Consider the following 25,827-nt stretch of genomic DNA (forward strand, 5'->3'; position numbering starts at 1 on the left):
CCTAACATGCAACTTTTAGGTAACGTCGATGCCTTTTAAAAGGCATCGACTTTTTTATACGCTTCAATGACAGCACGCTCGCCCTCTTTTCCGGTTTGAGAATTTCCATGCTCCATTCCTATTACACCCTGGTATCCTTTTTCATGCAAATACTTGAATAGATTTCGGTAATTAATTTCTCCCGTAGTGGGCTCATTGCGTCCCGGATTGTCCCCTACCTGAATATATGCGATCTCCTCCCAACACGCTTCCAGATTTGGAATTAAATTGCCTTCCTGAATCTGTTGATGGTATACGTCATAAAGAATCTTACAAGATGGACTAGCAACGGCTTTACAAATTTGAAAGGCTTGGGGAGACTCTTTCAAAAACTGCCCCGGGTGGTTTCTGAAGTTCAAAGGTTCTAGTACCATAACCAACTTATGAGGCTCTAATAGTGCCGCTGCCTGCTTTAAGGTTTCCACAACGTTAGCAGTTTGATAGGCTGAGTTTAAATGTAAGTCTACGTGTCCCGGCACAACGGTCATCCACGTGGCACCCACGCGTTTGGCAACGGTAATTGAATCACGTATATGCTGTAAAAATTCTGCCCGCCATTCGGGTTTCCCACTCGTCAAATTAGGTTCACTCCAATAGATCTTATGGGCCACAAAAACTCCCATGGTCATCTTGAGTCGTTTCATTGCAGCCGCCATTCGTTCTTGCTCCGCCACAGAACGCTGCGCCATTTCATTGTCTTCGAAGGCGGTAAATCCTTCCGAAGCCATAAACTCCAGTTGCGCCACAACATCGTCTCCGGCGTGCGCTTTAAACATTCCGATATGAGGAGCATAGGGTAGCTTGAACGAATACTTAGTATCGTGCCATGATGTTTCCAAAGCATGTGCCAGCAGTGGTGATGTGAATGTTAAAAGGGAACCCGCTAGGGCTCCCTTTTGAATGAAAGATCTTCTATTCATAGTTATTGCTTAAAGTGACATCGCTTTGCCTTCAAATCCGGCTTCTCCAGAAGTGATGCATCCACGCTGTTGTCCGGGTACGGGATCGTACCACAGTACGTTCTCTCCAATTTCTTCACTGTTTTTCCAAGCCCAAATAGCCGATCCGCGTATGTTGGAAAGCAAGCTATACACACTTGCGTCCACATCGGGTTCTACCGTAGGGTCTTGTGCAAAAGCGATATAGAAATTACCCATTTCTTCTTGAAATCCTTTTTGAGCATCCTTATCTGCTAGGAGGTATTCTTGAAGTAATTGATCGTATTCTTCGGCATCCCCTTTTTCAAGCTCTTTATCAAAAGTGCTTCGGAATTTCTCCCCAAGCTTTCTAAAGCCAATACGTACATGCTCTTGTTGTTCTTCAGGGATCACAGCATTCCAAAAGGAATCGATAAAACTGTGTACCCCAACATCTACTGCACCGGGCATATTTTCATCCGAAGGAATTATCAAATCCACAATGTGCCTCAAGGCGTGCCCTTCATTTTTAGCGATAAACACCGTATTGAATTCAGGTTCGTTCTCACAGCTTTGTAGCAAGCTCATGATGGTAGGAGTGGCGACTAAAAAGCCGGCTCCCATTCCAATGTTCTTTAATGCTTGTCTTCTATCCATCTTACGCTTCTTTTTTAAGTTGTTCGGCGGCATGATTGGCTGCACGCGCAGAAAAGGCCATATAGGTTAGGGACGGGTTTACACAACTGGCCGAGGTCATAAACGATCCATCGGTGCAGTACACATTGGGCACTGCATGCAGTTGGTTGTTCTTGTTACACACCGACGTTTTTGGGTCTGCACCCATACGTGCCGTTCCCATTTCGTGGATTCCTAATCCGGGTGCACCGGGATCATCCCAGGGCTGTACGTCTTTGAATCCGGCTTTAGTTAACATATCTACCGCCTGGGCCACCATGTCTTTTCTCATTTCCCATTCGTTTTCTTTCCATTCGGCGTCAAAAGTATAGGTAGGAAGTCCCCATTGATCTAACTTGTCGTAATCCAGGGTCATCTTATTTTCGTGATAGGGCAAACACTCTCCAAAGCCCATCAATCCGATGGTCCAACCGCCGGGTTCTGTGACTTTTTTCTTGAGTTCTTTTCCATACCCTAATTCTGCAATCGATTCTTCCCAGTTTCCACGACTGGCACCTCCTTGGTATCCGTACCCTCGCTTGAAGTTGGGAGCGTCTGTCTTACCTCCGATATTTCGGAAACGCGGAATATAAATTCCATTAGGACGCCGTCCTTTATAATACTTATCTGTGTAGCCATCTACTTTCGCGGTAGCTCCTGCTTTAAAGTGATGGTCCATAATATTTCTACCTAATTCTCCACTATCGTTCCCCATTCCGTTCGGAAAGCGATCACTCTTAGATTGCATTAAAATTCCTGCAGTGGCAATGGCGGAAGCACACAAGAAGATCACTTTAGCTTTGAACTCCATTTTTTCGTTTGTCTCGCGATCGATCACCTTCACGCCGGTGGCCTTACCGGTAGCGTCGTCATACATTATTTCGTGTACAATTGAATTCGGACGTAACGTCAAATTCCCCGTGCGTTCCGCTGCCGGCAAAGTCGAAGAGTTACTGCTAAAATACGCTCCAAAAGGACACCCTCGCATACACCGATTTCTAAACTGGCAATTAGAACGTCCTTCGTGCGCCTTATTCCCTGTGATGTGCGCCACGCGTCCAATCGTAAGAAGTCGGCCGTCATCATAACTCTCGGCAATCTTCGCTTTTAGGTCGGTTTCGACACAATTCAATTCCATCGGTGGAGAGAATACGCTGTCTGGAAGCACATCAAGTCCTAATGCCTCCCCGCTAATTCCTACAAACTCTTCTACTTTTTGATACCATGGCTCGATGTCTTTATAACGTACGGGCCAGTCTACGGCAATGCCTTCCTTTTTATTGGCTTCAAAGTCATAATCACTCCAGCGGTAACTTTGGCGTCCCCACATGATGGAGCGTCCGCCGACGTGATATCCACGCATCCAGTCGAACCGCTTGGTTTCGTTGTACGGGTGAATAAGGTCATTTACGAAAAAATGTCGATGCGGCTCGGCGGTTGTATATCCGGTACGGCCTTGTTTTAATTGTTTTGCTTGTTCTTCCTTGGGGAGATTTCCTTTGAATTCAAAATCCCACGGGTCTAAGTTCGCTGTTGGATAATCCTCAATGTGCCGCACCATTCTTCCGCGTTCCAGAACCAGCGTCTTCAGTCCGTTCTCACAAAGTTCCTTAGCAGCCCATCCGCCACTGATTCCGGAACCCACTACGATGGCATCATAGATTTCGTTTAGGTTTGCCATGTTAACTGATTTATTTATAATATGTTAGCTATTTTAACTAAATTTTAGGAATGTGTAATTTCTGTTAATTTTTCCGATTACACAAAAAACAACTCTTAAAAAAAGAAGATTATCAGCCGAAAACGTTTTCGCTTGCGAATACCGCAGGAGATTGACAAATCTCTTAGCTTACACATAAAAAAAACATACCTTAGAGGTCACTTTTTTAGAACGAACCAATACAATTACACGACACCAATTCTAATTACATACTCCCTATGAAATTGTATACCACCTTATTGTTCCTCTGTGCGATCAGCCTGTATTCTTGCAAAGATCAGCCCACAACATCCGAGCCGGTCGCGGAAGAACCTTCTGAAACTCCCGATGCTTCAGAACCCTTCTTCAAAATTTCACTGGCGCAGTGGTCGCTCAACGAACCTATCCGCAATGGTGAAATGGATCCGTTTACCTTCGCTGCAAAAGCGAAAGAACTAGGCTTCGAAGGCATCGAATATGTAAGTCAGTTGTACACTCCGTTTCTAGCAACTTTCGAAGATAAGGAGGTTGCCATGGATTCTTTAGTGGCCAAACTGAATCGTGAAACAGCAACCCATAATATAGAAGACTTAATTATAATGATAGATGCCGAAGGTGAACTGGCATTCAACGATCGAAACCAAACACGTGACGCGATCAACAATCACAAACGGTGGATCGACGCTGCGGAAGCTTTAGGATGTCACTCCATTCGAATCAATCTTTTTGGGGAAGAAGATCCGGAGGCCTGGAAGCGAAATTCGGTGCGTTCCTTAAAAGCACTCGGCGCCTATGCCGCTCCAAAAGGAGTGAACGTGATCGTCGAAAATCACGGAGGTTTATCAAGTAATGCTTCTGTGCTGGCGGAAGTAATGACCGAAGTAAATATGGACAACGTGGGTACCTTGCCTGATTTTGGTAATTTTTGCCTACAACGAGAAGGCGGTGCGCGTTGGGGTGCGCCTTGTATAGAAGAATACGATAAGTACAAGGGAGTGGAAGAACTCATGCCTCATGCCAAAGCGGTTTCGGCAAAATCGTATGCTTTTAACGATGCTGGTGAAGAAACGACTATTGATTATACGCGCATGTTACAACTGGTTAAAGAGGCCGGTTATACTGGTTTTATCGGGATTGAATATGAAGGAAGTGAATTAGATCCTGTGACTGGAATCAACAAAACTCGAGAGCTCTTACTCAGCGCTGCGGCACAACTTAACGAATAAACTATGAAAGCACTTACTCGCATCCAACTTTCTATTATGATGTTCCTCGAATTTTTTATTTGGGGAGGGTGGTTTGTCACCCTAGGAACGTTTTTAGGAAATAATCTGAACGCCTCCGGCGCCGAAACGGCCATGGCTTTCTCAACCCAATCGTGGGGAGCCATTATCGCTCCTTTTATCATCGGACTCATTGCCGATCGGTTTTTTAATGCCGAACGTATTCTAGCGATCCTGCATCTCATTGGTGCCTTTCTTATGTATCAACTCTCGCAGGCAACCGATTTTAATACATTCTATCCCTACGTGCTAGGGTATATGATTGCCTATATGCCTACGCTTGCCCTGGTGAATTCGGTTTCTTTTAATCAAATGAAGGATCCCGCAAAAGAATTCCCTTTCATTCGCGTTTGGGGAACCATCGGATGGATCGTAGCGGGATTGATGATTAGTTTTGCGTTTCAGTGGGACTCTATCGACAACATCGCCGACGGAATGCTTGTAAATACCTTTACGATGACGGCGGTGGCTTCCGGAATATTAGGATTGTTTAGTTTTTTCCTTCCGAAGACACCACCCACCACCAAAAAAGGAGAAAAAGTAAGTGTCTCTCAAATCTTAGGATTAGACGCATTGAATTTGTTGAAAGACCGAAACTTCCTCGTCTTTTTTATCTCCTCGGTCCTGATCTGTATTCCGCTGGCATTCTATTACCAAAATTTGAGTCCGTTTCTCACCGAATCTGGCGTAGAAAACTCCACCGCATGGGCATCGGGAGGTCAAATTTCGGAAGTACTGTTTATGCTCTTACTACCGTTCTTCTTTAAAAAGTACGGATTTAAAAAGACCATTCTCTTCGGAATGTTGGCCTGGGCCATTCGCTATCTTTTGTTTGCCTACGGAAATGCCGGCGAGCTCTTCTTTATGCTGGTCATCGGAATTATACTTCACGGTATTTGCTACGATTTCTTCTTTGTTTCCGGACAAATCTATACCGATAGCAAAGCCGGAAAGAACAACAAAAGTGCCGCACAAGGGCTCATTACCTTGGCCACCTACGGTGTGGGTATGCTCATTGGTTTCTTCGTGGCCGGAAAGGTGACAGATGCCAACGTTTTGACAGATGGCAATCATTTATGGAACTCGGTTTGGGTCTTCCCAGCCATTTTCGCAGGGGTGGTGTTCATCATTTTCGCCCTGCTGTTTAAAAAAGAAAATATTGAATACAAAGAATAACGCATGAGCGCAAAAATTAGATGGGGCGTGTTAGGTGGTGGAGGTGATTCTCTTATTGGAATCCTACACCGCGTGGCCGCCAGTATGTACGACAACTTTCAATTAACCGGAGCGGTGTTTAATCCCGATTTCGAAATAAGCAAGGCATTCGCCGAAGAAATAGGGATTGGCACCAACAGGATCTATGCCGATTTTGATACCATGGTGGCTGAAGAACTGAAGCTGCCCGAACAAGAACGTATTCAGGTATTCTCGGTCTTGACACCTAACTTCCTGCATTATCCAATGGCTAAAAAACTTCTGGCATCCGGATTTCACGTAATTTGTGAGAAGCCGATGACCATGACGCACGAGGAAGCGCTGGACCTTCAAAAAGCCCACCAAAAAAGCGGAACCGTCTTTGCTCTTACCCATACTTACACAGGCTATCCCATGGTACGGCAAATGAAAAAAATGATAGAAGAGGGTGTCTTAGGGCAAGTCCAAAAGGTAGATGCACAGTATTATCAGGGATGGATCAACCCCATTATTCATGACGCTGAGCTTCGAAACACCACCTGGCGGCTCGACCCGGAAAAATCGGGCATTAGCTGTTGTATGGGCGACATAGGCGTACATGCCTACCAAATGATCGAATACGTGACCGGAATGGAGATTAGTACCATTCTAGCCGACCTTAACCACCTTTATGAAGACAATGAGATGGACATTGATGGTACCGTTTTACTGCGCTTCGGAAAACATATTAAAGGGGTCTTACGGGCAAGCCAGATTGCCACTGCTGAAGAAAACAACTTTACCGTCGCCGTTTACGGAAAGAAAGCCGGACTCAAGTGGGAACAAGAGAATCCTAATTATCTGTACCTTTTGGAAGAAGGAAAGCCTATGCGAACTCTAAAACCGGGACATGGATACAACAGTGAATTATCGCTAGATGGCACCAAGTTACCTCCGGGACATCCCGAAGGAATTTTTGACGCCATGGGGAACATCTATAAAGGAGTCGCCAAAGCCATTCGTGGCGAGGCCTACGATCCGGCAGAATTCCCTTCAATGACCGACGGAGTACGCGGCATGCACTTTATTGAGACCTCCGTCGCCTCGCACGCCGAAGGAAACGTTTGGAAGAATCTATAAGACACAACCTCATGAAAACAATCAAAGGACCCGCGGTATTTCTTGCCCAGTTTATGGACGATCACGCACCGTTTAATTCGTTAGACGGTCTCTGCCAATGGGCCGCCGATCTGGGTTACAAAGGCATTCAAATTCCGACCTGGGAAACGCGCCTGATCGATCTCGACAAAGCTGGGGAAAGTAAAACCTACTGCGATGAACTCAAAGGAAAGATCAACGACTACGGATTAGAGATCACCGAATTGTCGACCCACCTCCAAGGGCAACTCGTAGCCGTACACCCGGCATACGACATCATGTTCGATAATTTCGCTCCGGAAGGCTATAAAAACAATCCAAAGAAGCGTACTGAATGGGCACGCCAACAATTGATCAGTGCCGCCAAAGCGAGTAAGCACTTGGGATTAAAGGCGCATGCCACGTTTAGCGGTTCCCTGTTGTGGCATACCATGCATCCATGGCCGCAACGACCTGACGGACTCGTAGAAATGGGGTTCAAAGAATTAGCGGAACGCTGGCTTCCGCTATTGAACGAATTTGAAGAAAATGGGGTGGCAGTATGCTATGAAATTCATCCCGGAGAAGACCTCCATGATGGGGTGACTTTTGAACGCTTTCTGGAAGCGACAAACAATCACAAGGCTGTAAATATTCTGTACGACCCGAGTCATTTCGTCCTTCAGCAATTAGACTACATAGAATACATCGATCACTATCATGAATTCATCAAGTCCTTCCATGTAAAAGATTCAGAATTCAACCCCACCGGAAAGAAAGGAGCTTTTGGAGGCTATTCCGACTGGCGCGATCGTGCCGGACGCTATCGTTCTCTCGGAGATGGCCAAATTGACTTTAAAACCATCTTTACGAAGCTCACCGAATACGGCTGTGACGTCTGGGCGGTGATGGAATGGGAGTGCTGCGTGAAGAGTCCGGAACAAGGGGCCCGCGAAGGGGCACCCTTTATTCAGAAACACATTATCGAAGCCACAGAAAAAACCTTTGACGATTTCGCGGGAGCGGAAGTTGATAAAGAAAAACTGAAAAAAATACTCGGACTCTAACACCAAGACCATGAAACATATCCTTACCTTTTTTATTATCTTCGGAATGATCCTAAGCTGTAATTCTCCAAAAGAAGAGACAGTCGAAGCGAGCGAAACTCCTTCCGAAGCCACCACAGAAATGAACAATACCAAGCAAGAACAGGAACCCACCAAACCCGAAGAAACCGAAGTGTGGGAACCCAAACCTGAAAAAATAAACCCTACAGGACAAAACGGGATTCCAAGCGATGCCATCGTTTTGTTTGATGGCACCGATCTTTCTGCCTGGGAATCGGCCAACAAAGGCGGCGGTGACGCGCAATGGGAACTGAATGACGATGGCAGTATGACGGTTGCCGACAAAACCGGAGACATTCAAACCAAGCAATCCTTTGGCAGTGTGCAGCTGCATCTGGAATGGCGCAGCAATCCAGAAAATACCCAAACCAACCAAAACCGAAGCAATAGTGGGGTGTTCTTACAGAATCGCTATGAAGTTCAGATACTAGATAACAACAACAACGACACCTATGTTAATGGAATGGTAGGGTCAATCTACAAACAATCGCCGCCATTGGTCATGGCGGCAAAGCCTACAGGCGAATGGAACACCTACGACATTATCTTCCATGCCCCAGAATTTGACGATGCGGGAGAACGCACCAAAGCGGGAACATTAACCGTATTACTCAACGGAGTCTTGATTCAAGATCATTTTGAATTGGAAGGCACCACCGAATACATCGGCTGGCCTAAAAATGACGCTCATGGAAAAGGCCCAATCAAGTTGCAGGACCATCAAGATCAAAGTGGTGTAAAATACCGAAATATTTGGGTGCGAGAATTAGACTAGTATGAAAACAACACATGTATTATTTCTAGGCATTGGACTGATAGTGCTAAGTTGCCAATCAAAACAAGACAAAAAACAGGTCGTAACCCAAGACGTCGCGATTGTGGAATCAATGCCTTTGAACGCAGATTGGAAAGTACTCTTCGACGGCACTTCCTTTGAACATTGGCGTGGTTACAATGACTCCGAGATGCCTTCAGAATGGTCGATCGACGGGGACGCTATGGTCTTTACACCCAGTGGCGAAGGTGGAAATAATATTGTTTCCAAAGAAACCTACACCAACTTCGTGCTTTCCCTAGAATGGAAAATCGCGGAAGGTGGCAACAGCGGTATTTTTTGGGGAGTTCATGAGGCTGAAGACCTCCCCGAGCCATATTTGTCCGGACCAGAAATTCAGGTCCTGGATGACGCCAAACATCCCGATTCTTTTGTTGGAGAGGGCACTCATAAAGCCGGATCGCTGTATGATATGATCGCACCTAGCGATCTTTCAGTGGTGAACCCTGCGGAGGAATGGAATGCGTGCGAAATTACTATTGACCACAACAAGAACCAGGGAATGGTGACACTCAACGGAACCAAAATTGTTTCGTTTCCGGTACATGGTGCCGACTGGGATACCATGGTGGCTAATTCGAAATTTGCCAATTGGGAACACTTTGGCGTACATCGCAACGGGCACATTGGCCTCCAAGACCACGGTGATAAAGTGTGGTTTCGCAATATCAAGATCAAACCTCTAGAATAACAGTTATGAGTATGGAATGGCAAGAGATGATCGCCATCGGAAGTGTGAGCTTGCTTCTCGTGGTACTTTCTTGGTATTACAAAACCCATCCGCCAAAAAAAATAAATGAGTACTACGGTTATCGTACCCGACGCTCGATGAGCAATCCTGAAATTTGGAAAGCAGCCAATCACCACAGCGCAAATAGATTTTGGGAAATGTCTTGGGCGCTTGTGGTCGTGGGCGTCATCCTCATGGTTTTTGAGCCACCCTACCCTGTCATCATTCACTGTGGGGCACTCTTGCTTGGTATCTTGTTCGCGTTTCTGGCAACCGAGAACTACCTCAACAAGCATTTCGATAAAAACGGCAATCCCAAATAAAGGGTTTTTCGTTCCGCATGCATTAGAATTAGTACCTTTGTGCTCTTAAACACGTACTATGATCCAGTCCATGACCGGCTACGGCAAAAGCATCCTGCAATTGCCTTCGAAAAAGATTACGATTGAAATAAAATCCTTGAACAGCAAGAACCTCGATCTTCACGCGAGAGTCCCTAGTTCATACCGCGAGAAAGAGTTGGAACTCCGCAATCAGATCGCGCAATCATTATCTCGAGGAAAGGTAGATTTCAACCTGTATATTGAAGTAACGGGCGAAGCTACCCAAACAAAGGTGAATCAGGAGGTGGTAAAGGAATATATGAAGCAGCTTCAAGCCGTTTCCGATGGAGACGCTATAGATTTGCTCAAAATGGCGATCCGTCTCCCGGATGCCCTTAAAACCGAACGCGAAGAGATCGATCCGGCGGAGTACAAAAAAATTGTTTCCGGAGTGGAAGAAGCCTTAGCCGCCATCAATGAATATCGCACCGATGAAGGAAAAACGTTGGAAACCGATTTCCACCAACGGGTGACCAATATCGACAGTTTATTAGATCAAGTAGTGGCTATGGACCCAGAACGGGTTGCCCATGTGAAGGATCGCCTACACAAGGCGGTGGCAGAAATCAAAGAATCGGTAGATGAAAACCGTTTCGAACAAGAACTGATCTATTATCTTGAAAAATACGACATTACTGAAGAGAAAGTACGACTTAAAAATCACTTAGATTACTTCAAAGAAACACTACAAAAGCCCGTTTCCAACGGAAAGAAACTAGGCTTTATTTCTCAAGAAATTGGCCGTGAGATCAACACTATTGGAAGTAAAGCCAATTACGCGCCCATGCAGCAATTGGTGGTGCAAATGAAAGACGAGCTAGAAAAAATAAAAGAACAAGCCCTAAACGTGCTGTAATGAAAGACGGAAAACTTATTGTTTTTTCGGCACCGTCCGGAAGTGGAAAAACAACCATAGTTCGCTATCTCCTACAACAAAAAGAGTTAGATCTGGATTTTTCAGTATCGTGTACATCACGAGAACCTCGAGGTGACGAGAAACACGGAGAAAATTACTATTTCATTTCTCTGAAAGAGTTCAAACAACATATCAAGAATGGTGATTTTCTGGAGTGGGAAGAAGTCTATCGCGATAATTTCTACGGAACCCTAAAAAGTGAGGTAGAGCGTATTTGGAAGGCCGGAAAACACGTGATCTTCGATATTGATGTAGTGGGTGGCTTGCGCATCAAGAAAAAGTATCCGGAGCATACCCTGGCCGTTTTCGTGAAACCCCCCAGTGTGGACGAATTGAAAATCCGACTCAAAAAGCGGCGTACCGAAAGTGACGAGCGGATAAACATGCGTATTGCAAAGGCTTCGGTGGAATTGGCTACAGCGCCGCAATTCGATTTCATCATAGAAAACAACACCTTGGAAGTAGCCTTAAAAGAAGCCAAGGACCTGGTGTCTCGTTTTCTTTCCGATGAACTTCAAATGGAAGAAGAATAATGGCAGGTGCAAAAAAAATAGGCTTGTTCTTCGGAACCTTCAACCCTATTCACTCGGGCCACTTGATTATTGCAAATCATCTGGCGGAACACAGCGATCTCGATGCCATTTGGATGGTAGTGACCCCTCATAATCCCCATAAAAAAAAGAGCAGTCTTCTGGAAAACCACCACCGTCTGGCGATGGTGCGCATTGCTACGGAACACTACCCCAAACTAAGCGCCAGCAATATCGAATTCGACCTCCCGCAACCTAATTATACCGTCCACACCTTAGCCCATCTGGAAGAGAAACACCCCGAACATTCCTTTTGCTTGATTATGGGGGAAGATAATTTGAAAAGCTTTCCGAAGTGGAAAAATTACGAGGTCATTTTAGAGCGCTACGAATTGTACGTCTATCCCCGTATTAGTTCGGGCACGCTTCCGGAGCGCTTCCAAGACCACCCGAAGATCCATCGCATTGAGGCGCCTATCATCGAATTGAGCGCGACCTTCATCCGAAAAAGTATTTCCGAAGGAAAAAACATACGCCCAATGATGCCGGACAACGTTTGGACCTATATGGACGAAATGAATTTTTATCGCTAAAAAAACCGCCCCTCAAAACAAAATCCGTTAATCGGGGCGGTTCCACTAAATAACCAACCAAAAAATCGATAGTGCTACGCGCTGGTTGTGCGCCTTAGCGTCGTTAAAACGTACTAATCTTAATCATTTCCTTTTCAATCGCCTCTGTTGAAAGTCGTAGTTTACCTTCTTTCGGACTTTTAAACGGAATATATCCTTTGCCTCTAAATCGATACACAGTTCCTGAACTTTCATGAAACAATTCGATGGTACTATCATTGATAACGTTCAATTCAAAAAATTCATTGCCCAAATAGTCGTAGTCTAATGTTAAATATTTAGTATAAAAATCTCCGGGGACGGGATCCACATTATAGATACCCGTGTAATCCCAGTATAAGTCATTAATTGGCGTACCATTTGGATCTTGTGAGCTGCGGAAATTACCATCGCCTCCACCTGGCAAGAACTGTAGAAATTGTTCGTAGTCGAATTCATTTACTTCTCCGGTCGCGCTGGTATACGACTTCTCCCATGCGGTGTATTCCTGAAGGAAATAGTGAATATTATCATAGAAGAGGGCATCGTAATCAAAGGTGGTTCGCTGATACCCTACCAGGCGATAGCGCAGGTTCTGCGGTGGATAATACAAATCAATTTCGTGATTATTCACCTGAACTACATCAAAACTGTGAACGCCATCGATGTCATGAGAGATATCTAATACAAAATCGAAGGTATCGTAGAAACCAACATCGATTCCGTAGCCATAGCCTTGATCACCAATACCTACCAGATTGTTGTTGGCGAATACCGTTCCGCCCTGAAAGGAAAGTGTAAACGCTTTTTGAACAAAGGGTATGTACCCTGAACCACTTGAGCGATTAACATCTACATACCACAGTTCGTATGAAGACAGTAACTCACCCAGGGTAATGGCTGGAGTTGGATCTACCACAATTGGGTCTTCCTCGATAATTACTTCTGAATAGCAACTTGTAAGGGTAAGCGCCAGTAGCGCCGCAGCTAAAAAAGTGTGTAGTGTCTTCATAGGTCAAAACTTTAAAATTCTGTTAATCAAAAACGAAAAGCATGCCAAACTTTTATATAACTGGTTTTCAAATACTTATATGGTAATAAAAGCGTCTAATCACCTTCAAAATGGTTTCAATTGCAAAAAGAATGAACGCATTCTGCAAAAACGCGGAAGAAACGTTGTGGTTTGTGTATTTTTGATAGAATCGTAAAACCAAGGATCGATGTCACAACCTCCTAAAGTAGCTGTATTTGGGGGCGGAAGCTGGGCGACCGCCATCGTAAAAATGTTATGCGAAAATTTAGACGAAGTGGGCTGGTATATGCGAAGCGTGTATGCCCTTGAACATATCAAAAAAACGCAGCACAACCCGAATTATCTCAGTTCGGTTGAATTTCAAACAGGGCGACTCAAAATGAGCAACGACATCAATGAAATGGTTGCCTATGCCGAATACTTGATCTTTGTGATCCCTTCAGCTTTTGTTGAAAGTGAATTACAGCAAATAACGGTGCCCTTTCAGGAAAAAGCGATTTTTTCAGCCATCAAAGGAATCGTTCCTGAAAGTAGTTTGATCGTAGGAGATCATTTTTATACCCATTACAATGTTCCGTTTAAAAATATTGGGGTCATTACCGGGCCGTGTCACGCGGAAGAAGTGGCCTTAGAACGGCTCTCCTACCTCACGATCGCATGCGCCGATGAAAAGAAATCAAAAGCCATGGCTGCCCTACTGGAAAGCGACTACATAAAATGCGCTACTAGCGACGATGTGATTGGTACTGAGTATGCGGCCATGCTCAAGAATATTTACGCTATTGCTGCCGGAATAGCCCATGGTTTAGGCTATGGCGATAATTTTCAAAGCGTGTTGATGAGCAATGCCATCCGTGAGATGAAGCGCTACGTTAAAAAGGTTCACAAGATGAAACGCGACATCAATCAATCCGCCTATTTGGGTGATCTGTTAGTTACGGGATATTCTGTTTTTAGTCGGAATCGCATGTTCGGCAATATGATTGGCAAAGGGTATACGGTCAAGAGCGCACAAATGGAAATGAGCATGATCGCCGAAGGGTATTATGCGGCCAAAAGCGCCTATCACCTCAACAAGCAAAAAGGAAAGAAAAAAGCCAAAACACCCATCATCAATGCGGTATATGAGGTCTTGTACGAAGGAAAAGAGCCGAAACGCATCTTCGCGAAATTGACGGAAAAGTTGAACTAACCCCTTTAAAAACTAGCAAAAACTACCTTTTATCGGTGTAATACTACCGTTTGACTACGTCTTCATAAATGTTATCAAAATAGTAAAGTTTTAACCTGCTGAGGCTAGGTATCTTAAAAATTTTAACATATCTTTGAGTTAGAACCAAATAAATTTTGATCATGAAGAAAATTACGTTAGCATTAATGCTGATTGCGTTTGGGTTCGGAACGAGTCTACACGCGCAAGTATTACAAGATGACAACGCGAAGCAGGATCAGATCCAAAGTTCGAGCAACACGGTTGTTCAAAACAAAGGTCCGATTTCGCAAGATGCTGTCTTAAAAGCCTTAGAGTTACAAGGCAATGATGTAACTCATTTCACAAACCCCGAGCGTGTTTCGGGCACACCCATTTTGAACGATGCTGCAGGCACTACAACAGCAACCAAGCTGCCAGTAGGAGCGTCTGTTGCTTTAACTCCAAATGCGAGTCAAACCATTACGCCTGGGCAGGAAATAGCCTGTGCAAGCCCTACATCTTTCAGGGACAACAACATTTTTGTTGATTTTGACCTAGATGATGATTACGGCGTCAACGGAGATTTCCGAATGGCGGCTGTTGAGGTTGCCATTGGGCCGGTTTCTACACCTTCGGGCTTCCCATTGACCTTGAATATCTGGGAGTCTGATGGGGCCTTCCCCGGAGGAATGCTTACCATGGTGAACTCTATGGCTACAACCATTACCAATGCCGATGCCAACACCATTTTATCCATTCCTATTACCGGAACCATTTCCGAAGGAATGAATCTTGTGGTTGAGTTTGTAATCGTTGATGATGGTACCGACACCAACTTTATGCGCTTTGGCTGTAATTCTGATGGTAGTATTACCGAATCTTGGATTGTCGCTCCCGTCTGTGGTGCTACCACTCCAACAACACTAGCCTCCTTAGGTCTTCCGCAAGATTTTGTAGTGAACGCTATAGGGCAGCAGTCCTCTACCACCATTTGTGGTGCTGGCAATCCGCAGTCCATTCCCGTAACAGGGAGCGGAGGGTTTCCTTGTGTAGGAGGACCGACTGAATCTGACGCTACCATTACGGATGTGGGAACGTTAGGAACCAATCCAGGAGAATACACCTTAGACCAGGTAGAAATAGATATCAACCATACGTTTGATGGTGATTTAGAAATAAGTTTAGTTTCTCCCGCTGGAACTTCGTTAGACCTTTCAAGTGATAACGGTGGCGCTGGTGATAATTTTACCGGAACCGTTTTTCAAGATGGAGGGGCTGATATTACAAGTGCATCCGCACCCTTTACTGGAGTCTTCGCTCCTGAAGGAGGAAGCTTTGCCGCGACCTTTGCTGGAGAAGCGGTGGACGGTAACTGGACACTTTCCATTTGCGACGATGCTGGTGGAGATACAGGAACGTTAAACAGCTACTGTATTTCTTTTAGCAGAAATCCTGTTGTACCCATTATTAGCTGTCCTGCCGATGTTATGGCAGATACAGATCCAACCCAATGTGGTGCGGTAGTAAACTTTGCAGATGCTATTGCTATTGATCCTGACGGTGGAATGGTGACAGTAACCCAAACGATGGGACCTGTTAGTGGAAGTGTTTTCCCTGTAGGTGATACTATCGTACAATTTACCGCTACCGATGAGCAAGGTGATATGTCTATGTGTCAATTTACCGTTACGGTAACAGACAATGAAGCTCCTATGGCCATGTGTCAAGACATTACCCTTGAAGTAGATCCTGTTACAGGTTCTGTAAGTATTGTGCCTGCGGATGTAGATAATGGTTCTACCGATAACTGCGGAATCGTATCGTATAGCATTGATGAGGATACTTTCACCTGTGCTGATGTAGGTGCTAACGCAGTAACACTAACAGTTACTGATGCCGAAGGAAACACTGATTCCTGTGTGGCTACTGTTACGATTGAAGACAATACCGCACCCGTTATTGCTTGTATTGGGCAGCCAGCTGACGTGACGGATAGTGGTACTAGTGCTCCTGGCGCTGCCATCCCAGACGATGACCCCGTTGGTCTTACGAACACAATCACCATCACAGATGATCAAACCATTATCGACTTAGATGTTGATCTTGATATTGCTCATACGTGGGTAGGAGATTTGGCTATCACGATCGAATCACCTGCAGGAACGCAAGTAACGATCGTTGATCAGCCTGGCGTGCCAGCAACTGGATTCGGTTGTTCTGGAGATGATATTCTAGCCACATTAGACGATGAGGCTACTGACCCTGTGGAAGACGAATGTGATGCTGGAGTACCCACCATTTCAGGGTCATTCATTCCGAATGAAGCACTTTCTGCTTTTGATGGTGAAAGTACCTTAGGAGATTGGACCATCACTGTTGTAGATAACGCAGGTGGTGATACCGGTACCTTAAATAGCTGGACGGTGAATTACACCTATGAAAACTCAGGCGCTCCACTTGATGTGGTGCTTGACGATAACGGCATGGCCACAGTAAATATCGCCGACCTTCTCTTGAGTGTTGACGAAGCCTGTGGTTGGACCGCGACTACGAATACCACGGCTACCAATTCATTGGAGACGACCTTTGCTGCTGGCAACGGACAGTCAGGTAACATGTTCGACATTATGGCGATTAATGACCTTACAGTTCAATCCTTTGATGTGAGTATGGATGCTGGGACTACAGATGACGTGGAAATTTACTTCAAGACAGGTTCTTGGGTAGGTTTTGCGCAAGACCCAGCAGCTTGGACATTGGTTGAGACGGTAAGTGGAGTCACTTCCGCAGGAACCAACGTACCTACTCCGTTGAACACAAGTTTAGATATTGATGTTGCCGCTGGTGAAACGGTTGCGTTCTACGTTACCTTGGTGAATACTACCAATATCGCGTATACCAACGGTACTACAACAGGAGCCTTGTTTGCTTCCGACGCTAACTTAGAGTTCTATGAAGGTGCCGGAAATGCATATCCATTCGATCTTTTCTTCGAACCTCGAATATTTAATGGAAACATTATTTATGACGTTGGTGGAATGTCTAGTATGATTGACCTTACGTGTGCCGATCTTGGTGAAAACCAAATTGATGTGACGGTAACTGATGACAGTGGAAACACGGCTATGTGTACTGCTACAGTTAATGTATTGGATGAAACCGCTCCGATAATTACTTGTGGTCCACCGGCCAATGTTTCGGAAAGTGCTACGACCAGCCCTGGCCAGACCATCGATACGAATGGTAGTGATGTTACGATCAGTTCTGTGCTAAGCGTTACTGACGATCAAACATTGAATGATCTCAATGTGGATCTCAATATCAATCATACATGGATCGCAGATCTAGAAATTACACTTACCTCACCGGCTGGAACCTCTGTTCTAATCTTTAGTGGCGGTGCCGATGGATGTGGTAGTAATGACCTTATAGCAACCCTAGATGATGAATCAGCAAATCCGCTGGATTGTCAGGCTGGAGATGCCTTCCCGCTTGGAGATTATATCCCAAGTAACGCATTAGACGCGTTTGATGGGGAGAGTACGCTAGGAGACTGGACGCTATCTATCACAGATACCTTCGCAGGATTAGATGGAGGTGTTCTTAATAGCTGGGGTGTTACCTATAGCTACGCCAACCCGAATCCAAATTCTGTAATCGAATTGGATGAGAACGGAATGGCGGTTGTAGATCCATTCGACTTGATTAGTAGTGTGGATGAAGCTTGTGGTATCTCAACAGCTGCTGTGGATATCAACGAAGTATTCTGTAGCGATATCGGAACGACACTTGAAATCACTGTATTTGTAAGTGATGCTAGCGGAAATATCGCTTCTTGTGTTGCCATGGTAGATGTAGTAGACGCAATGGCTCCTGAGCTTACGTGTCCTGCTGATCAAACCGTTGATCCAGGTGCGGGTAACCTTAACTACGAAGTGCCAGATTACTTCGCAGATGGTGACGCAACGGCTACTGACAACTGTACAGATCCTGTAACGATCTTGACTCAAGATCCGGCTCCGGGTACCTTGTTGCCTGACGGCGTATACACGGTAACTCTTACCGCTGAGGATGAGTACGGAAACGTTGCTACCTGTACGTTCGAATTGACCGTAGAAAGCACCTTTGGTGTAGAAGACGTTCTTGCAAACGCGGTAAGCATTTACCCGAACCCTGCTCGTAACGTGATCAACATCACCAATGGTTCTGCGATTGGTTTAGACAACGCTACCATTTATGATGTAAACGGTCGTTTGGTACAAACCATCGATCTTACGAACATGACTACTGAAAAGTCGGTTGACGTTTCTCAATTGGCTTCAGGAGTATACATGGTAAATATTCAAGGGGAAGGTGGAAACACCATCAAACGCTTGATCAAGGAATAAACTTCCTTTATAACCAACCAAAAGAAAAGCCGCTTCTCACGAAGCGGCTTTTTATTTTTAACGAAAAATCCTAGGTTGCCATAATCCCTTTTCGCGAGAGTATGGGCAAGGTGACGCAAGCATCCTCATGAATACTATTTGTGGGAAACTCGAAGATTTTATCGTAGAGCCTCCCATCTTTGTAGAAGGTAAGCGCAAAGCGGTTGTCCAGGCTCAAGACGGAATCTTCAACCCATTCAATTTTAGCAAAGGATTTAGGGGGTAATCGATCTAATCGATGCCGCATAACCGAAGTCTGCACCTCCGCTTTACTTCCCTTAGAAACCACTAGAATTAGTTCTAATGCTTCCGAGAGCTCGTTGATGAGATAGGCGTACCATATAGTTGCTCCAGAAGCTTCCGAAGTTTCGGGCACTATGGCGATAGTCACGCCTTCAACGGTAGGGATTGAAATATCTTTCCGCATTCAACGGTGCTTAAAATGCGTTTTTGAACTGATCTAAAAAGCGTACATCATTCTCACTGAGCATGCGTATGTCTGGGATTTGATGTAGCAAGAGGGCAATTCTATCGATTCCCATTCCGAAGGCAAAACCACTATACTCTTCTGGATCGATATTGCAGTTCTTTAGTACATTGGGATCTACCATCCCACAACCCATAATTTCTAACCAGCCCGTGCCCTTCGTCATTTTATAGTCGGTTTCGGTCTCAAGACCCCAGTACACGTCCACTTCTGCGCTAGGTTCTGTAAATGGAAAATAGGAAGGTCGCAGTCGGATTTTCGACTTCCCGAACATTTCCGTCGTAAAAAACTGTAAGGTCTGTTTTAGATCGGCGAAGCTCACCCCTTTATCAACATACAATCCTTCCACTTGATGGAAGAAGCAATGTGAGCGTGCAGAGATCGCCTCGTTTCGATATACCCGTCCGGGCGAAATCGTTCGAATAGGCGGCTTGTTATTCTCCATATAGCGCACTTGTACCGAAGAGGTGTGCGTACGCAACAACACATCGGGGTCCTTCTGAACAAAAAAAGTGTCTTGCATATCACGTGCCGGATGGTATTCTGGTAAATTTAGAGCGGTAAAGTTATGCCAGTCGTCTTCGATCTCTGGACCTTCAGAAACATTAAAGCCAATACGTGAAAAGATGTCAATAATTTTATTAGTCACCAAAGAGATTGGATGTCTGGAACCTACGTGATACGGTTCTCCGGGCCGACTCAAATCGCCATATACACCCGCAGTTTCTTCCGAAGCGGCTAATTTTTCCTTCTGTTCATTCCACTTCTCTTCGGCCGCCTGTTTCAAGGCATTTACCTGCTGACCATATTGCTTTTTTTGGTCTTTGGGAACCTCGCGAAAGGCCGTAAAAAAATCATTTAGGATTCCCTTTCGACCCAAATAGGAAATACGGAAGTTTTCTACTTCTTCGGCTGTGGCAGCTTCAAACTGAGCTACTTTTTCCAGATGTTTTTTAATGTCGTCAATCATTCTTCCAGAATTGAAGCGCAAAAATAGTGTTTTTTCAGTCAATCCCCTGTGAACACTTAGGAGATAAATCCCTGCTCCTTAAAGTAGAGGACGATGGCCTCTTTCATCAGTACCGACTGTTCGCCGGCTTTTAGGGGAGGTAGGGGTTCTACGTTCTTATAGTGGGGCCATCCCTCCTCATCGAATAATTCAAACTCATAATACCCAAAAGGCTCTAGTAATCGACAAATAGCGATATGCATCAGGTGAAGCTTTTCATCTTTTTTAAAACGACGGTGTATTTGACCTAGTTCCTGAACGCCTATTAAATAAATAATAGCATCCAGTTCTAGCGTGTCGCCATCGGCAAACTGCTTACTCAATACACCTACGAGGGTATCCCAATCTTCCTTTAATTTCAGGTCGCGCGCCATAGGCTGTAAAGATACGGTAGAGTTCACAGTTCAAAAAATATCCTTCCGGCTATTCTCCTGTATTCGAGATGCGCAAAAATGTTATCTTTACCAGAAACCGAGGCATGAATACCATCGATATTGTACTAGGCATCATTCTACTCATTGCCTTTGTAATGGGGTTTAAAAAGGGCTTATTCGTTACGCTTGCGTCATTAATTGGACTGCTTGCTGGTGTATACGGGGCCGTATATTTCTCAGACATCGTAGCCGCCTATCTGACGGATTGGTTCAACTGGAGTGCGCAAATGACCAATATCGCCGCCTTTGCACTCACCTTTTTTATCATCGTATTTCTGATCTCACTGGCCGGAAAATTCTTAACGAAAATTGCTGATTTCGCTTTTTTGGGAATTATCAATAAACTACTGGGCGGTGTGTTCAATACGTTGAAATATGCCTTTATTGTAAGTGTCCTTTTCCTTTTGGTAAATGCTTCGGAAGAATTTACGATTCTTTCAGAAGAACAACGGGAGGAATCAACACTCTATCAACCGGTAGCGTCTTTAGCCCCTCTGGTGTTGCCGCATTTGCTTAGAGGAATCGAAGAATTAGAGGATCCCGAAGAAGAATCCCCTCCCATCGATTTAGAAGAATCAACAGACGAATAAAAAACCCGGCGGATTCGCCGGGTTTTCATAATTACTCCCCTACGGTAAATTCTTCTACCTTTTTTCTGCTGAAAAATTCTGCATAGCTTTCGGGGTTTTTCTCCTTTCCACGTTCAGATATTAATATCACGTCGATATTCTTATCACGCGCTTTTATCTTAAAATCATCAAAGACTTCAATGATGTCATTATCCAGATAGCGCGTTCGTCGTGTGTCGATCTGAAGCGTACTATTCTCAGAGATTCTATCCAGTTCTTTAATAATCGCACCTTTGTTGATAAAGGTTACTTCTTGCGCTAAGGTCATCTTCACGATCTCCTCTTTATTGGTGTCTTCCGATTTTTCAATATTGAGGAAGTGACTGTTTTGATAACTCTTAATGAGGATCACTACAATTCCTATGGCAAGACCTAAACTAATCCCTATGAGTAAGTCTCCGAAAACGATTCCAATAATGGTTACGATAAACGGAATAAACTGAAACATTCCCTTCTGATACATTTGCTTGAAGAGCGCAGGCTTGGCCAGTTTGTACCCTACTAAGAATAGAATGGCAGCGAGCACGGAAAGCGGAATTAAATTCAATACGGTTGGAATCAAGATTACCGAGATCAGCAAAAAGAATCCGTGGATGATCGCCGACATCTTCGTTTGACCACCTGACTGAATGTTGGCCGAGCTACGTACAATTACCTGCGTAATGGGAAGCCCTCCAATGAGTCCGGATATCAGGTTTCCGGTACCTTGCGCAAAAAGCTCTCGATTGGTAGGTGTTGTTCTTTTGTGCGGATCTAGTTTATCAGTCGCTTCCACACAGAGCAAGGTTTCTAAACTCGCAACCAGGGCAATGGTAAAACCGGTAACCCAAATTTGTGGATTCGTGATCACGCTAAAATTAGGGAATGTAAATTGTCCTAGGAACGATTCAAAATCATCGGGTACCGGCACCGCAACCAAATGGTCTGTAGAAATTCGTAAGCTTTCAGAATCCTTCGTCAGCAGGTAAAAGATAATACCCACAGCCACTGCAACTAACGGTCCTTGAATTAATTTGAAAATTTTGTATTTCTTGCTTAGTACCGCTTCCCACAGGACGAGAATCGCCATCGCGATGATTGCGATTGTGGTGGCTCCGGGACTAATATTCGCTACGATGTTTCCGAGCTCAGAAAAAGTGTTTTCACCATCTACTTGAAAGAATGCCCAGTCTCCTTCCGGGTCGGCATCATATCCAAAGAAGTGCGGAATTTGCTTTAATACGATGATAATTCCAATACCGGTAAGCATTCCTTTAATAACCGAGGACGGAAAATAATATCCGATAATTCCAGCTCTTAAAATTCCGAATACAATCTGAATAGCACCTCCTAATACGACGGCCACCAAGAAGTTCTCGTAGCTTCCCAGTGTGGCTAGCGCTGCCAGTACGATGGCTGCCAGTCCGGCGGCAGGACCACTTACCCCTAAACTTGAGCCACTAATGGCTCCTACAACAATACCTCCAATTATTCCGGCGATGAGTCCGGAAAACAAAGGGGCGCCACTGGCAAGGGCAATTCCGAGACACAAGGGAATGGCAACAAAAAATACAACTACTGCTGCCGGTATATCATTTTTTAAATTCTTGAACATAATCTTACTTATAATATGGAAGTCCAGGCATTTAACTGCCCAGACCAAATGAATGGATGGTTTGAAACGTAATTAGCTAAGATGCTGTTCAGGGGGAGGAGAAAAAGTTTCAGAAAAGAGGGACGTAAAATCGTTTAAAAACCCGGGAAGCATCCTATCTTGTAAGGATTCGATTACGGTAAAATCGACCGTGTCTTGTTGTAACAAATCAATCTTTAGGTTTACGCCAAACTCTACGGTATCGTGGTTTTCTTCTTCCGAAGTACTGAAATAAGACACTACATTAATTTCCATCTTGGTCATAGTAACCAGTGTCGGCGTCAGTAAAAAACCCGTGAAGATGAATAAAAAAAAGATGCTTTTTGGTCTCAATGCAGTTATTTTTCGACTCTCAAATATATGCTTTTTAACAGTATTTAGCTGTTAATTCTCAGTAAATCTAGAGCTCCTTTACTTCGGTAGCAGGCAACCAACCGTCCTTTCCATCGGCGATAGCGATTCGAAGCCAGTCTCCTTCTGAGGCCAAAATGCTCACTTTGGTTCCTTCGTGTAGGGCAAATGCGGCGTCACTTCCCATGGTAGGTCCTGCCCGTACAATAACTTCCTCGGCAAAAACAATGGCGGCGCGCTTAGCGTTGCGTTCGCCCTTCACTACAAACGATAGGGAAATCGACACGATCAGAAACACCAAACTTATAGTAGCCACCACAAACCAGGTGCGTTTTGTTCGTTCCCGATAGGTAAAGTAATACAGTAAAAAGGCAGCTGCAAAAAGTACCGAACACGTTACCGCTAATACAGCCCAAGTGTCATAGGAAGCAATAGAAATCAGTCGGTTGTACCACTTGTTGAAAAAGGTGGTGGGTAAGGGCTCAATGGCGTCGACAGTAGCATTTTTCGCAAAGGCCAGGTTGTTTTTTATATCTGAATCATCTGGATCCAGTTGTAAAGCTTTTTCATAATAATAAATACTGGGCCCTATTTGATTCAGCTTGTAATGAGCATTCCCCAGGTTGAAGTATACCGCGGCCGAATGCTGTCCCTTCTCGATGATTTGCATCCAGCGCGTGATGGCATCTGAATACTGCTCGGACTCATATGCGTCTTTGCCGTGCTCAAAAAGCGTCTCATTCTGAGCCGACGTTATCGTGACAACAAAACAAAATACAACCAACAATAGCTTCTTCATCCCAATCATTTTAATTGTTTGTCAATTTCTGAAAGTACCGAAACAGCCTTCTCGTAATCCTGTTGTATGGCAACATTTGTCGTTGGCGTATAGCGCGCCAGTTCACAGCTCTTTAACAGCGTAATAAAGGACGCCACCGTAGCCTCATCCACGCCGCGTTGCTGCAACAAGCCGTCAATGCGCTCCTTGCTAAATTCACTGGTTTCAATCGAAAGCTTTGCTCGTAAATAATTGTGCAATGCTCGTTCCAGCGATTCGTAGAACACCGCTTTATTCGTGAGATTCTTTTTAGCTTCCGACAGGTATTTCTTCGCCAATCTGTTGGCTTTGCGTAAGCGGTTCCCGGCAATGTCGGCTCGACGTTCTTTCCGTTTCTTTCCTATCAAAATAAACAACGGAATTAGTAAAAACGGGGCTACCAATAATATCCAAAATAGCCGTGAGCCTAGAAAAGGTGTGGTTGTTACCGACGTTAAGTTGCTATTCAGCTTTATGTATTTGAAGGTATCCCCCGCTGTGACCACCGTTTGATTGTTGCTGACCGTAGTATTTTCCTCGTTAGTTGCGACAGGTGCTGGTCCATTTTCTACAGTAATGACTATTTCTTCGGAAGTCCGCGTTTCGTAAGTTTCGGTCTTCGGATTGAAAAACGAAAAGGAAATAGGTCGAATGGGGTAGATCCCTTTGGCCTGCGGCACCACCACGTAGGATTCTGAAACCGATCCACGCATTCCGGAAGCAGTAGTACGAACCTCTTCCGAGCGTTCTGGATCATATACTTCCAAAGAACTGGGTGTTTTGGCCGAAGGAAGGTTGAAGAGTTTCAGGTTTCCACTTCCGCTTACTTCAATGTTGAGCTCTAACGATTCGTTGGCGTCCAGGGTTGTTTTGTCGCTTGTCACATTAAAATCGAATTCGCCTACCGCTCCCGAAAAGGTAACTGGTTTTCCTTCTTCTGGAAGCGGTTTTACATTGATCGTGCGTTTTCCAGCGGAAATCGTCTTATTGACACGCGTCATCAATCGGCGGCCAAACAAGTCTCGGCGATTGCTTTGTACGTCAATGGGAACATCCAACACTAAGGGTTCGATTTCCAATTCTCCCGTTTTCTGTGGATACAACACCGTTGTTCTTAAGATCACGTAGCGATACGGGCGCCCTTCGTACGTACCCTCATAAATCTTAAAATTACCTTGGGTATCGATATTCTGACTCCAGAAGTCGGCGTACTTGGGCGTGTCAATCTCTCGCCAATTACTGGTAATACTCACCTCATCCGAAACATACAGTTTATACACCACGGTAAGGGATTCATTGAGGTATGGGTTCGTTTTTGAAACCTCCGCTACCAAATGGACGTTCTCGCTGGCCACATATTCGGCATCGTTCCCATCTTTTGGGCGTTCTACGGCCTCTGTGATTGTAACGGTTACCGGAGTGGTCTTGTAGATGTCGCCATCGATCTCGATGGTTGCCTGATTGATGGTGACGGTTCCTTTGGCCAGGGGCGAAAGAAAATAGGAATAGGTTTTTGAGTAGCTTCGTTTTCCGTTGATGTAACTATTACTTATCGCTTGATTGGGTCCGCCCACCACTCGAAAGCCATCAAAATCAGGAGGTGTAAAGTTGTCGCCATCCTGGTTCATTTCAAAGTCAATGCGCAATCGTTCATTGATGCCCAATTGCTTTTTACTCACTTTCGCCTCAAAACTCACTTGCGCGGTAACGCCAAAGGTGAGTAAGCACAACAGTAAAAAAGCATGCATTCGTTTCATAAA

24 protein-coding genes are annotated in these 25,827 nt (G+C 44.8%); 13 read left to right on the forward strand and 11 right to left on the reverse strand.

Translation table 11 applies throughout. The annotated features are described in order from the left end of the window. Positions 1-35: 35 nt before the first annotated feature. The 3 genes from PO830_RS06965 to PO830_RS06975 are packed head-to-tail and all read right to left on the reverse strand — an operon-like array spanning position 36 to position 3,312. Complete coding sequence (locus PO830_RS06965) at positions 36-959, reverse strand: hydroxypyruvate isomerase family protein (RefSeq protein ID WP_272852818.1); 924 nt, start codon at positions 957-959, stop codon at positions 36-38. Positions 960-968: 9 nt separating this feature from the next. Further along, complete coding sequence (locus PO830_RS06970) at positions 969-1,613, reverse strand: gluconate 2-dehydrogenase subunit 3 family protein (RefSeq protein WP_272852819.1); 645 nt, start codon at positions 1,611-1,613, stop codon at positions 969-971. Position 1,614: 1 nt separating this feature from the next. After that, positions 1,615-3,312: a GMC oxidoreductase gene (locus PO830_RS06975; protein ID WP_272852820.1), complete on the reverse strand. Its 1,698-nt coding sequence runs from the start codon at positions 3,310-3,312 to the stop codon at positions 1,615-1,617. Between the two features lie 257 nt (positions 3,313-3,569). Between PO830_RS06975 and PO830_RS06980 the strand changes: the two genes are divergently transcribed. From PO830_RS06980 to nadD, 10 genes are read left to right on the forward strand one after another with little or no spacing between them, the layout of a single operon-like run. Further along, positions 3,570-4,556, forward strand: coding sequence for a sugar phosphate isomerase/epimerase family protein (locus PO830_RS06980; RefSeq protein ID WP_272852821.1), 987 nt, complete (start codon positions 3,570-3,572; stop codon positions 4,554-4,556). 3 nt (positions 4,557-4,559) lie between these two features. Then, positions 4,560-5,789 carry a nucleoside permease gene (locus PO830_RS06985; RefSeq protein WP_272852822.1) on the forward strand — a complete coding sequence of 410 codons (1,230 nt, stop codon included), beginning with the start codon at positions 4,560-4,562 and terminating at the stop codon, positions 5,787-5,789. Positions 5,790-5,792: 3 nt separating this feature from the next. After that, the gene (locus tag PO830_RS06990; protein ID WP_272852823.1) at positions 5,793-6,926 is read left to right on the forward strand and encodes a Gfo/Idh/MocA family protein; all 1,134 of its coding nucleotides are present in this window, start codon (positions 5,793-5,795) and stop codon (positions 6,924-6,926) included. Between the two features lie 11 nt (positions 6,927-6,937). Then, positions 6,938-7,990 carry a sugar phosphate isomerase/epimerase family protein gene (locus tag PO830_RS06995; RefSeq protein WP_272852824.1) on the forward strand — a complete coding sequence of 351 codons (1,053 nt, stop codon included), beginning with the start codon at positions 6,938-6,940 and terminating at the stop codon, positions 7,988-7,990. A 10-nt stretch (positions 7,991-8,000) separates the two neighbouring features. Beyond that, complete coding sequence (locus tag PO830_RS07000; RefSeq protein ID WP_272852825.1) at positions 8,001-8,825, forward strand: 3-keto-disaccharide hydrolase; 825 nt, start codon at positions 8,001-8,003, stop codon at positions 8,823-8,825. Position 8,826: 1 nt separating this feature from the next. Then, positions 8,827-9,576, forward strand: a complete 750-nt coding sequence (locus tag PO830_RS07005) for a 3-keto-disaccharide hydrolase (RefSeq protein WP_272852826.1) — start codon at positions 8,827-8,829, stop codon at positions 9,574-9,576. Between the two features lie 5 nt (positions 9,577-9,581). After that, complete coding sequence (locus PO830_RS07010; protein WP_272852827.1) at positions 9,582-9,938, forward strand: SdpI family protein; 357 nt, start codon at positions 9,582-9,584, stop codon at positions 9,936-9,938. Positions 9,939-9,996: 58 nt separating this feature from the next. Continuing rightward, on the forward strand, positions 9,997-10,854 hold the full coding sequence (locus PO830_RS07015; protein ID WP_272852828.1) for a YicC/YloC family endoribonuclease: 858 nt from the start codon (positions 9,997-9,999) through the stop codon (positions 10,852-10,854). Next, on the forward strand, positions 10,854-11,447 hold the full coding sequence (gene gmk / locus PO830_RS07020) for a guanylate kinase (protein ID WP_272852829.1): 594 nt from the start codon (positions 10,854-10,856) through the stop codon (positions 11,445-11,447). The genes PO830_RS07015 and gmk overlap by 1 nt, the downstream gene beginning before the upstream one ends. Further along, entirely contained in the window at positions 11,447-12,037 is a 591-nt protein-coding gene (nadD, locus tag PO830_RS07025) for a nicotinate (nicotinamide) nucleotide adenylyltransferase (RefSeq protein WP_272852830.1), read from the forward strand. Before gmk ends, nadD begins: the two co-directional genes overlap by 1 nt. Positions 12,038-12,140: 103 nt before the next feature. Here the strand turns inward: nadD and PO830_RS07030 are convergent, their stop codons facing one another. Beyond that, complete coding sequence (locus tag PO830_RS07030) at positions 12,141-13,067, reverse strand: nicotinic acid mononucleotide adenyltransferase (RefSeq protein WP_272852831.1); 927 nt, start codon at positions 13,065-13,067, stop codon at positions 12,141-12,143. A gap of 208 nt (positions 13,068-13,275) precedes the next feature. On the opposite strand from PO830_RS07030, the gene PO830_RS07035 reads away from it, so the two are divergent. Together PO830_RS07035 and PO830_RS07040 are read left to right on the forward strand one after the other, a co-directional pair. Continuing rightward, positions 13,276-14,280: an NAD(P)H-dependent glycerol-3-phosphate dehydrogenase gene (locus PO830_RS07035; RefSeq protein WP_272852832.1), complete on the forward strand. Its 1,005-nt coding sequence runs from the start codon at positions 13,276-13,278 to the stop codon at positions 14,278-14,280. Between the two features lie 161 nt (positions 14,281-14,441). Further along, complete coding sequence (locus tag PO830_RS07040) at positions 14,442-18,668, forward strand: proprotein convertase P-domain-containing protein (protein ID WP_272852833.1); 4,227 nt, start codon at positions 14,442-14,444, stop codon at positions 18,666-18,668. A 70-nt stretch (positions 18,669-18,738) separates the two neighbouring features. On the opposite strand, the gene PO830_RS07045 is transcribed toward PO830_RS07040, so the two are convergent. From PO830_RS07045 to PO830_RS07055, 3 genes are read right to left on the reverse strand one after another with little or no spacing between them, the layout of a single operon-like run. After that, on the reverse strand, positions 18,739-19,134 hold the full coding sequence (locus PO830_RS07045; RefSeq protein ID WP_272852834.1) for a hypothetical protein: 396 nt from the start codon (positions 19,132-19,134) through the stop codon (positions 18,739-18,741). A gap of 10 nt (positions 19,135-19,144) precedes the next feature. After that, a complete protein-coding gene (pheS, locus tag PO830_RS07050; protein WP_272852835.1) occupies positions 19,145-20,164 on the reverse strand; it encodes a phenylalanine--tRNA ligase subunit alpha in 1,020 nt (339 codons plus the stop codon). A gap of 56 nt (positions 20,165-20,220) precedes the next feature. Then, the gene (locus PO830_RS07055) at positions 20,221-20,577 is read right to left on the reverse strand and encodes a hypothetical protein (RefSeq protein ID WP_272852886.1); all 357 of its coding nucleotides are present in this window, start codon (positions 20,575-20,577) and stop codon (positions 20,221-20,223) included. A 104-nt stretch (positions 20,578-20,681) separates the two neighbouring features. Between PO830_RS07055 and PO830_RS07060 the strand changes: the two genes are divergently transcribed. Then, the gene (locus PO830_RS07060; RefSeq protein ID WP_272852836.1) at positions 20,682-21,227 is read left to right on the forward strand and encodes a CvpA family protein; all 546 of its coding nucleotides are present in this window, start codon (positions 20,682-20,684) and stop codon (positions 21,225-21,227) included. A 31-nt stretch (positions 21,228-21,258) separates the two neighbouring features. Here PO830_RS07060 and PO830_RS07065 read toward each other — a convergent pair whose 3' ends face one another. From PO830_RS07065 to PO830_RS07080, 4 genes are all read right to left on the reverse strand, one after another. After that, entirely contained in the window at positions 21,259-22,860 is a 1,602-nt protein-coding gene (locus tag PO830_RS07065) for a SulP family inorganic anion transporter (protein ID WP_272852837.1), read from the reverse strand. A gap of 72 nt (positions 22,861-22,932) precedes the next feature. After that, entirely contained in the window at positions 22,933-23,163 is a 231-nt protein-coding gene (locus tag PO830_RS07070) for a hypothetical protein (protein ID WP_272852838.1), read from the reverse strand. 136 nt (positions 23,164-23,299) lie between these two features. Further along, entirely contained in the window at positions 23,300-24,049 is a 750-nt protein-coding gene (locus PO830_RS07075; protein WP_272852839.1) for a tetratricopeptide repeat protein, read from the reverse strand. Between the two features lie 5 nt (positions 24,050-24,054). Further along, complete coding sequence (locus PO830_RS07080; RefSeq protein ID WP_272852840.1) at positions 24,055-25,824, reverse strand: BatD family protein; 1,770 nt, start codon at positions 25,822-25,824, stop codon at positions 24,055-24,057. Positions 25,825-25,827 lie beyond the last annotated feature (3 nt).

The organism is Altibacter sp. HG106, assembly GCF_028561755.1.
Classification (GTDB): domain Bacteria; phylum Bacteroidota; class Bacteroidia; order Flavobacteriales; family Flavobacteriaceae; genus DFVG01.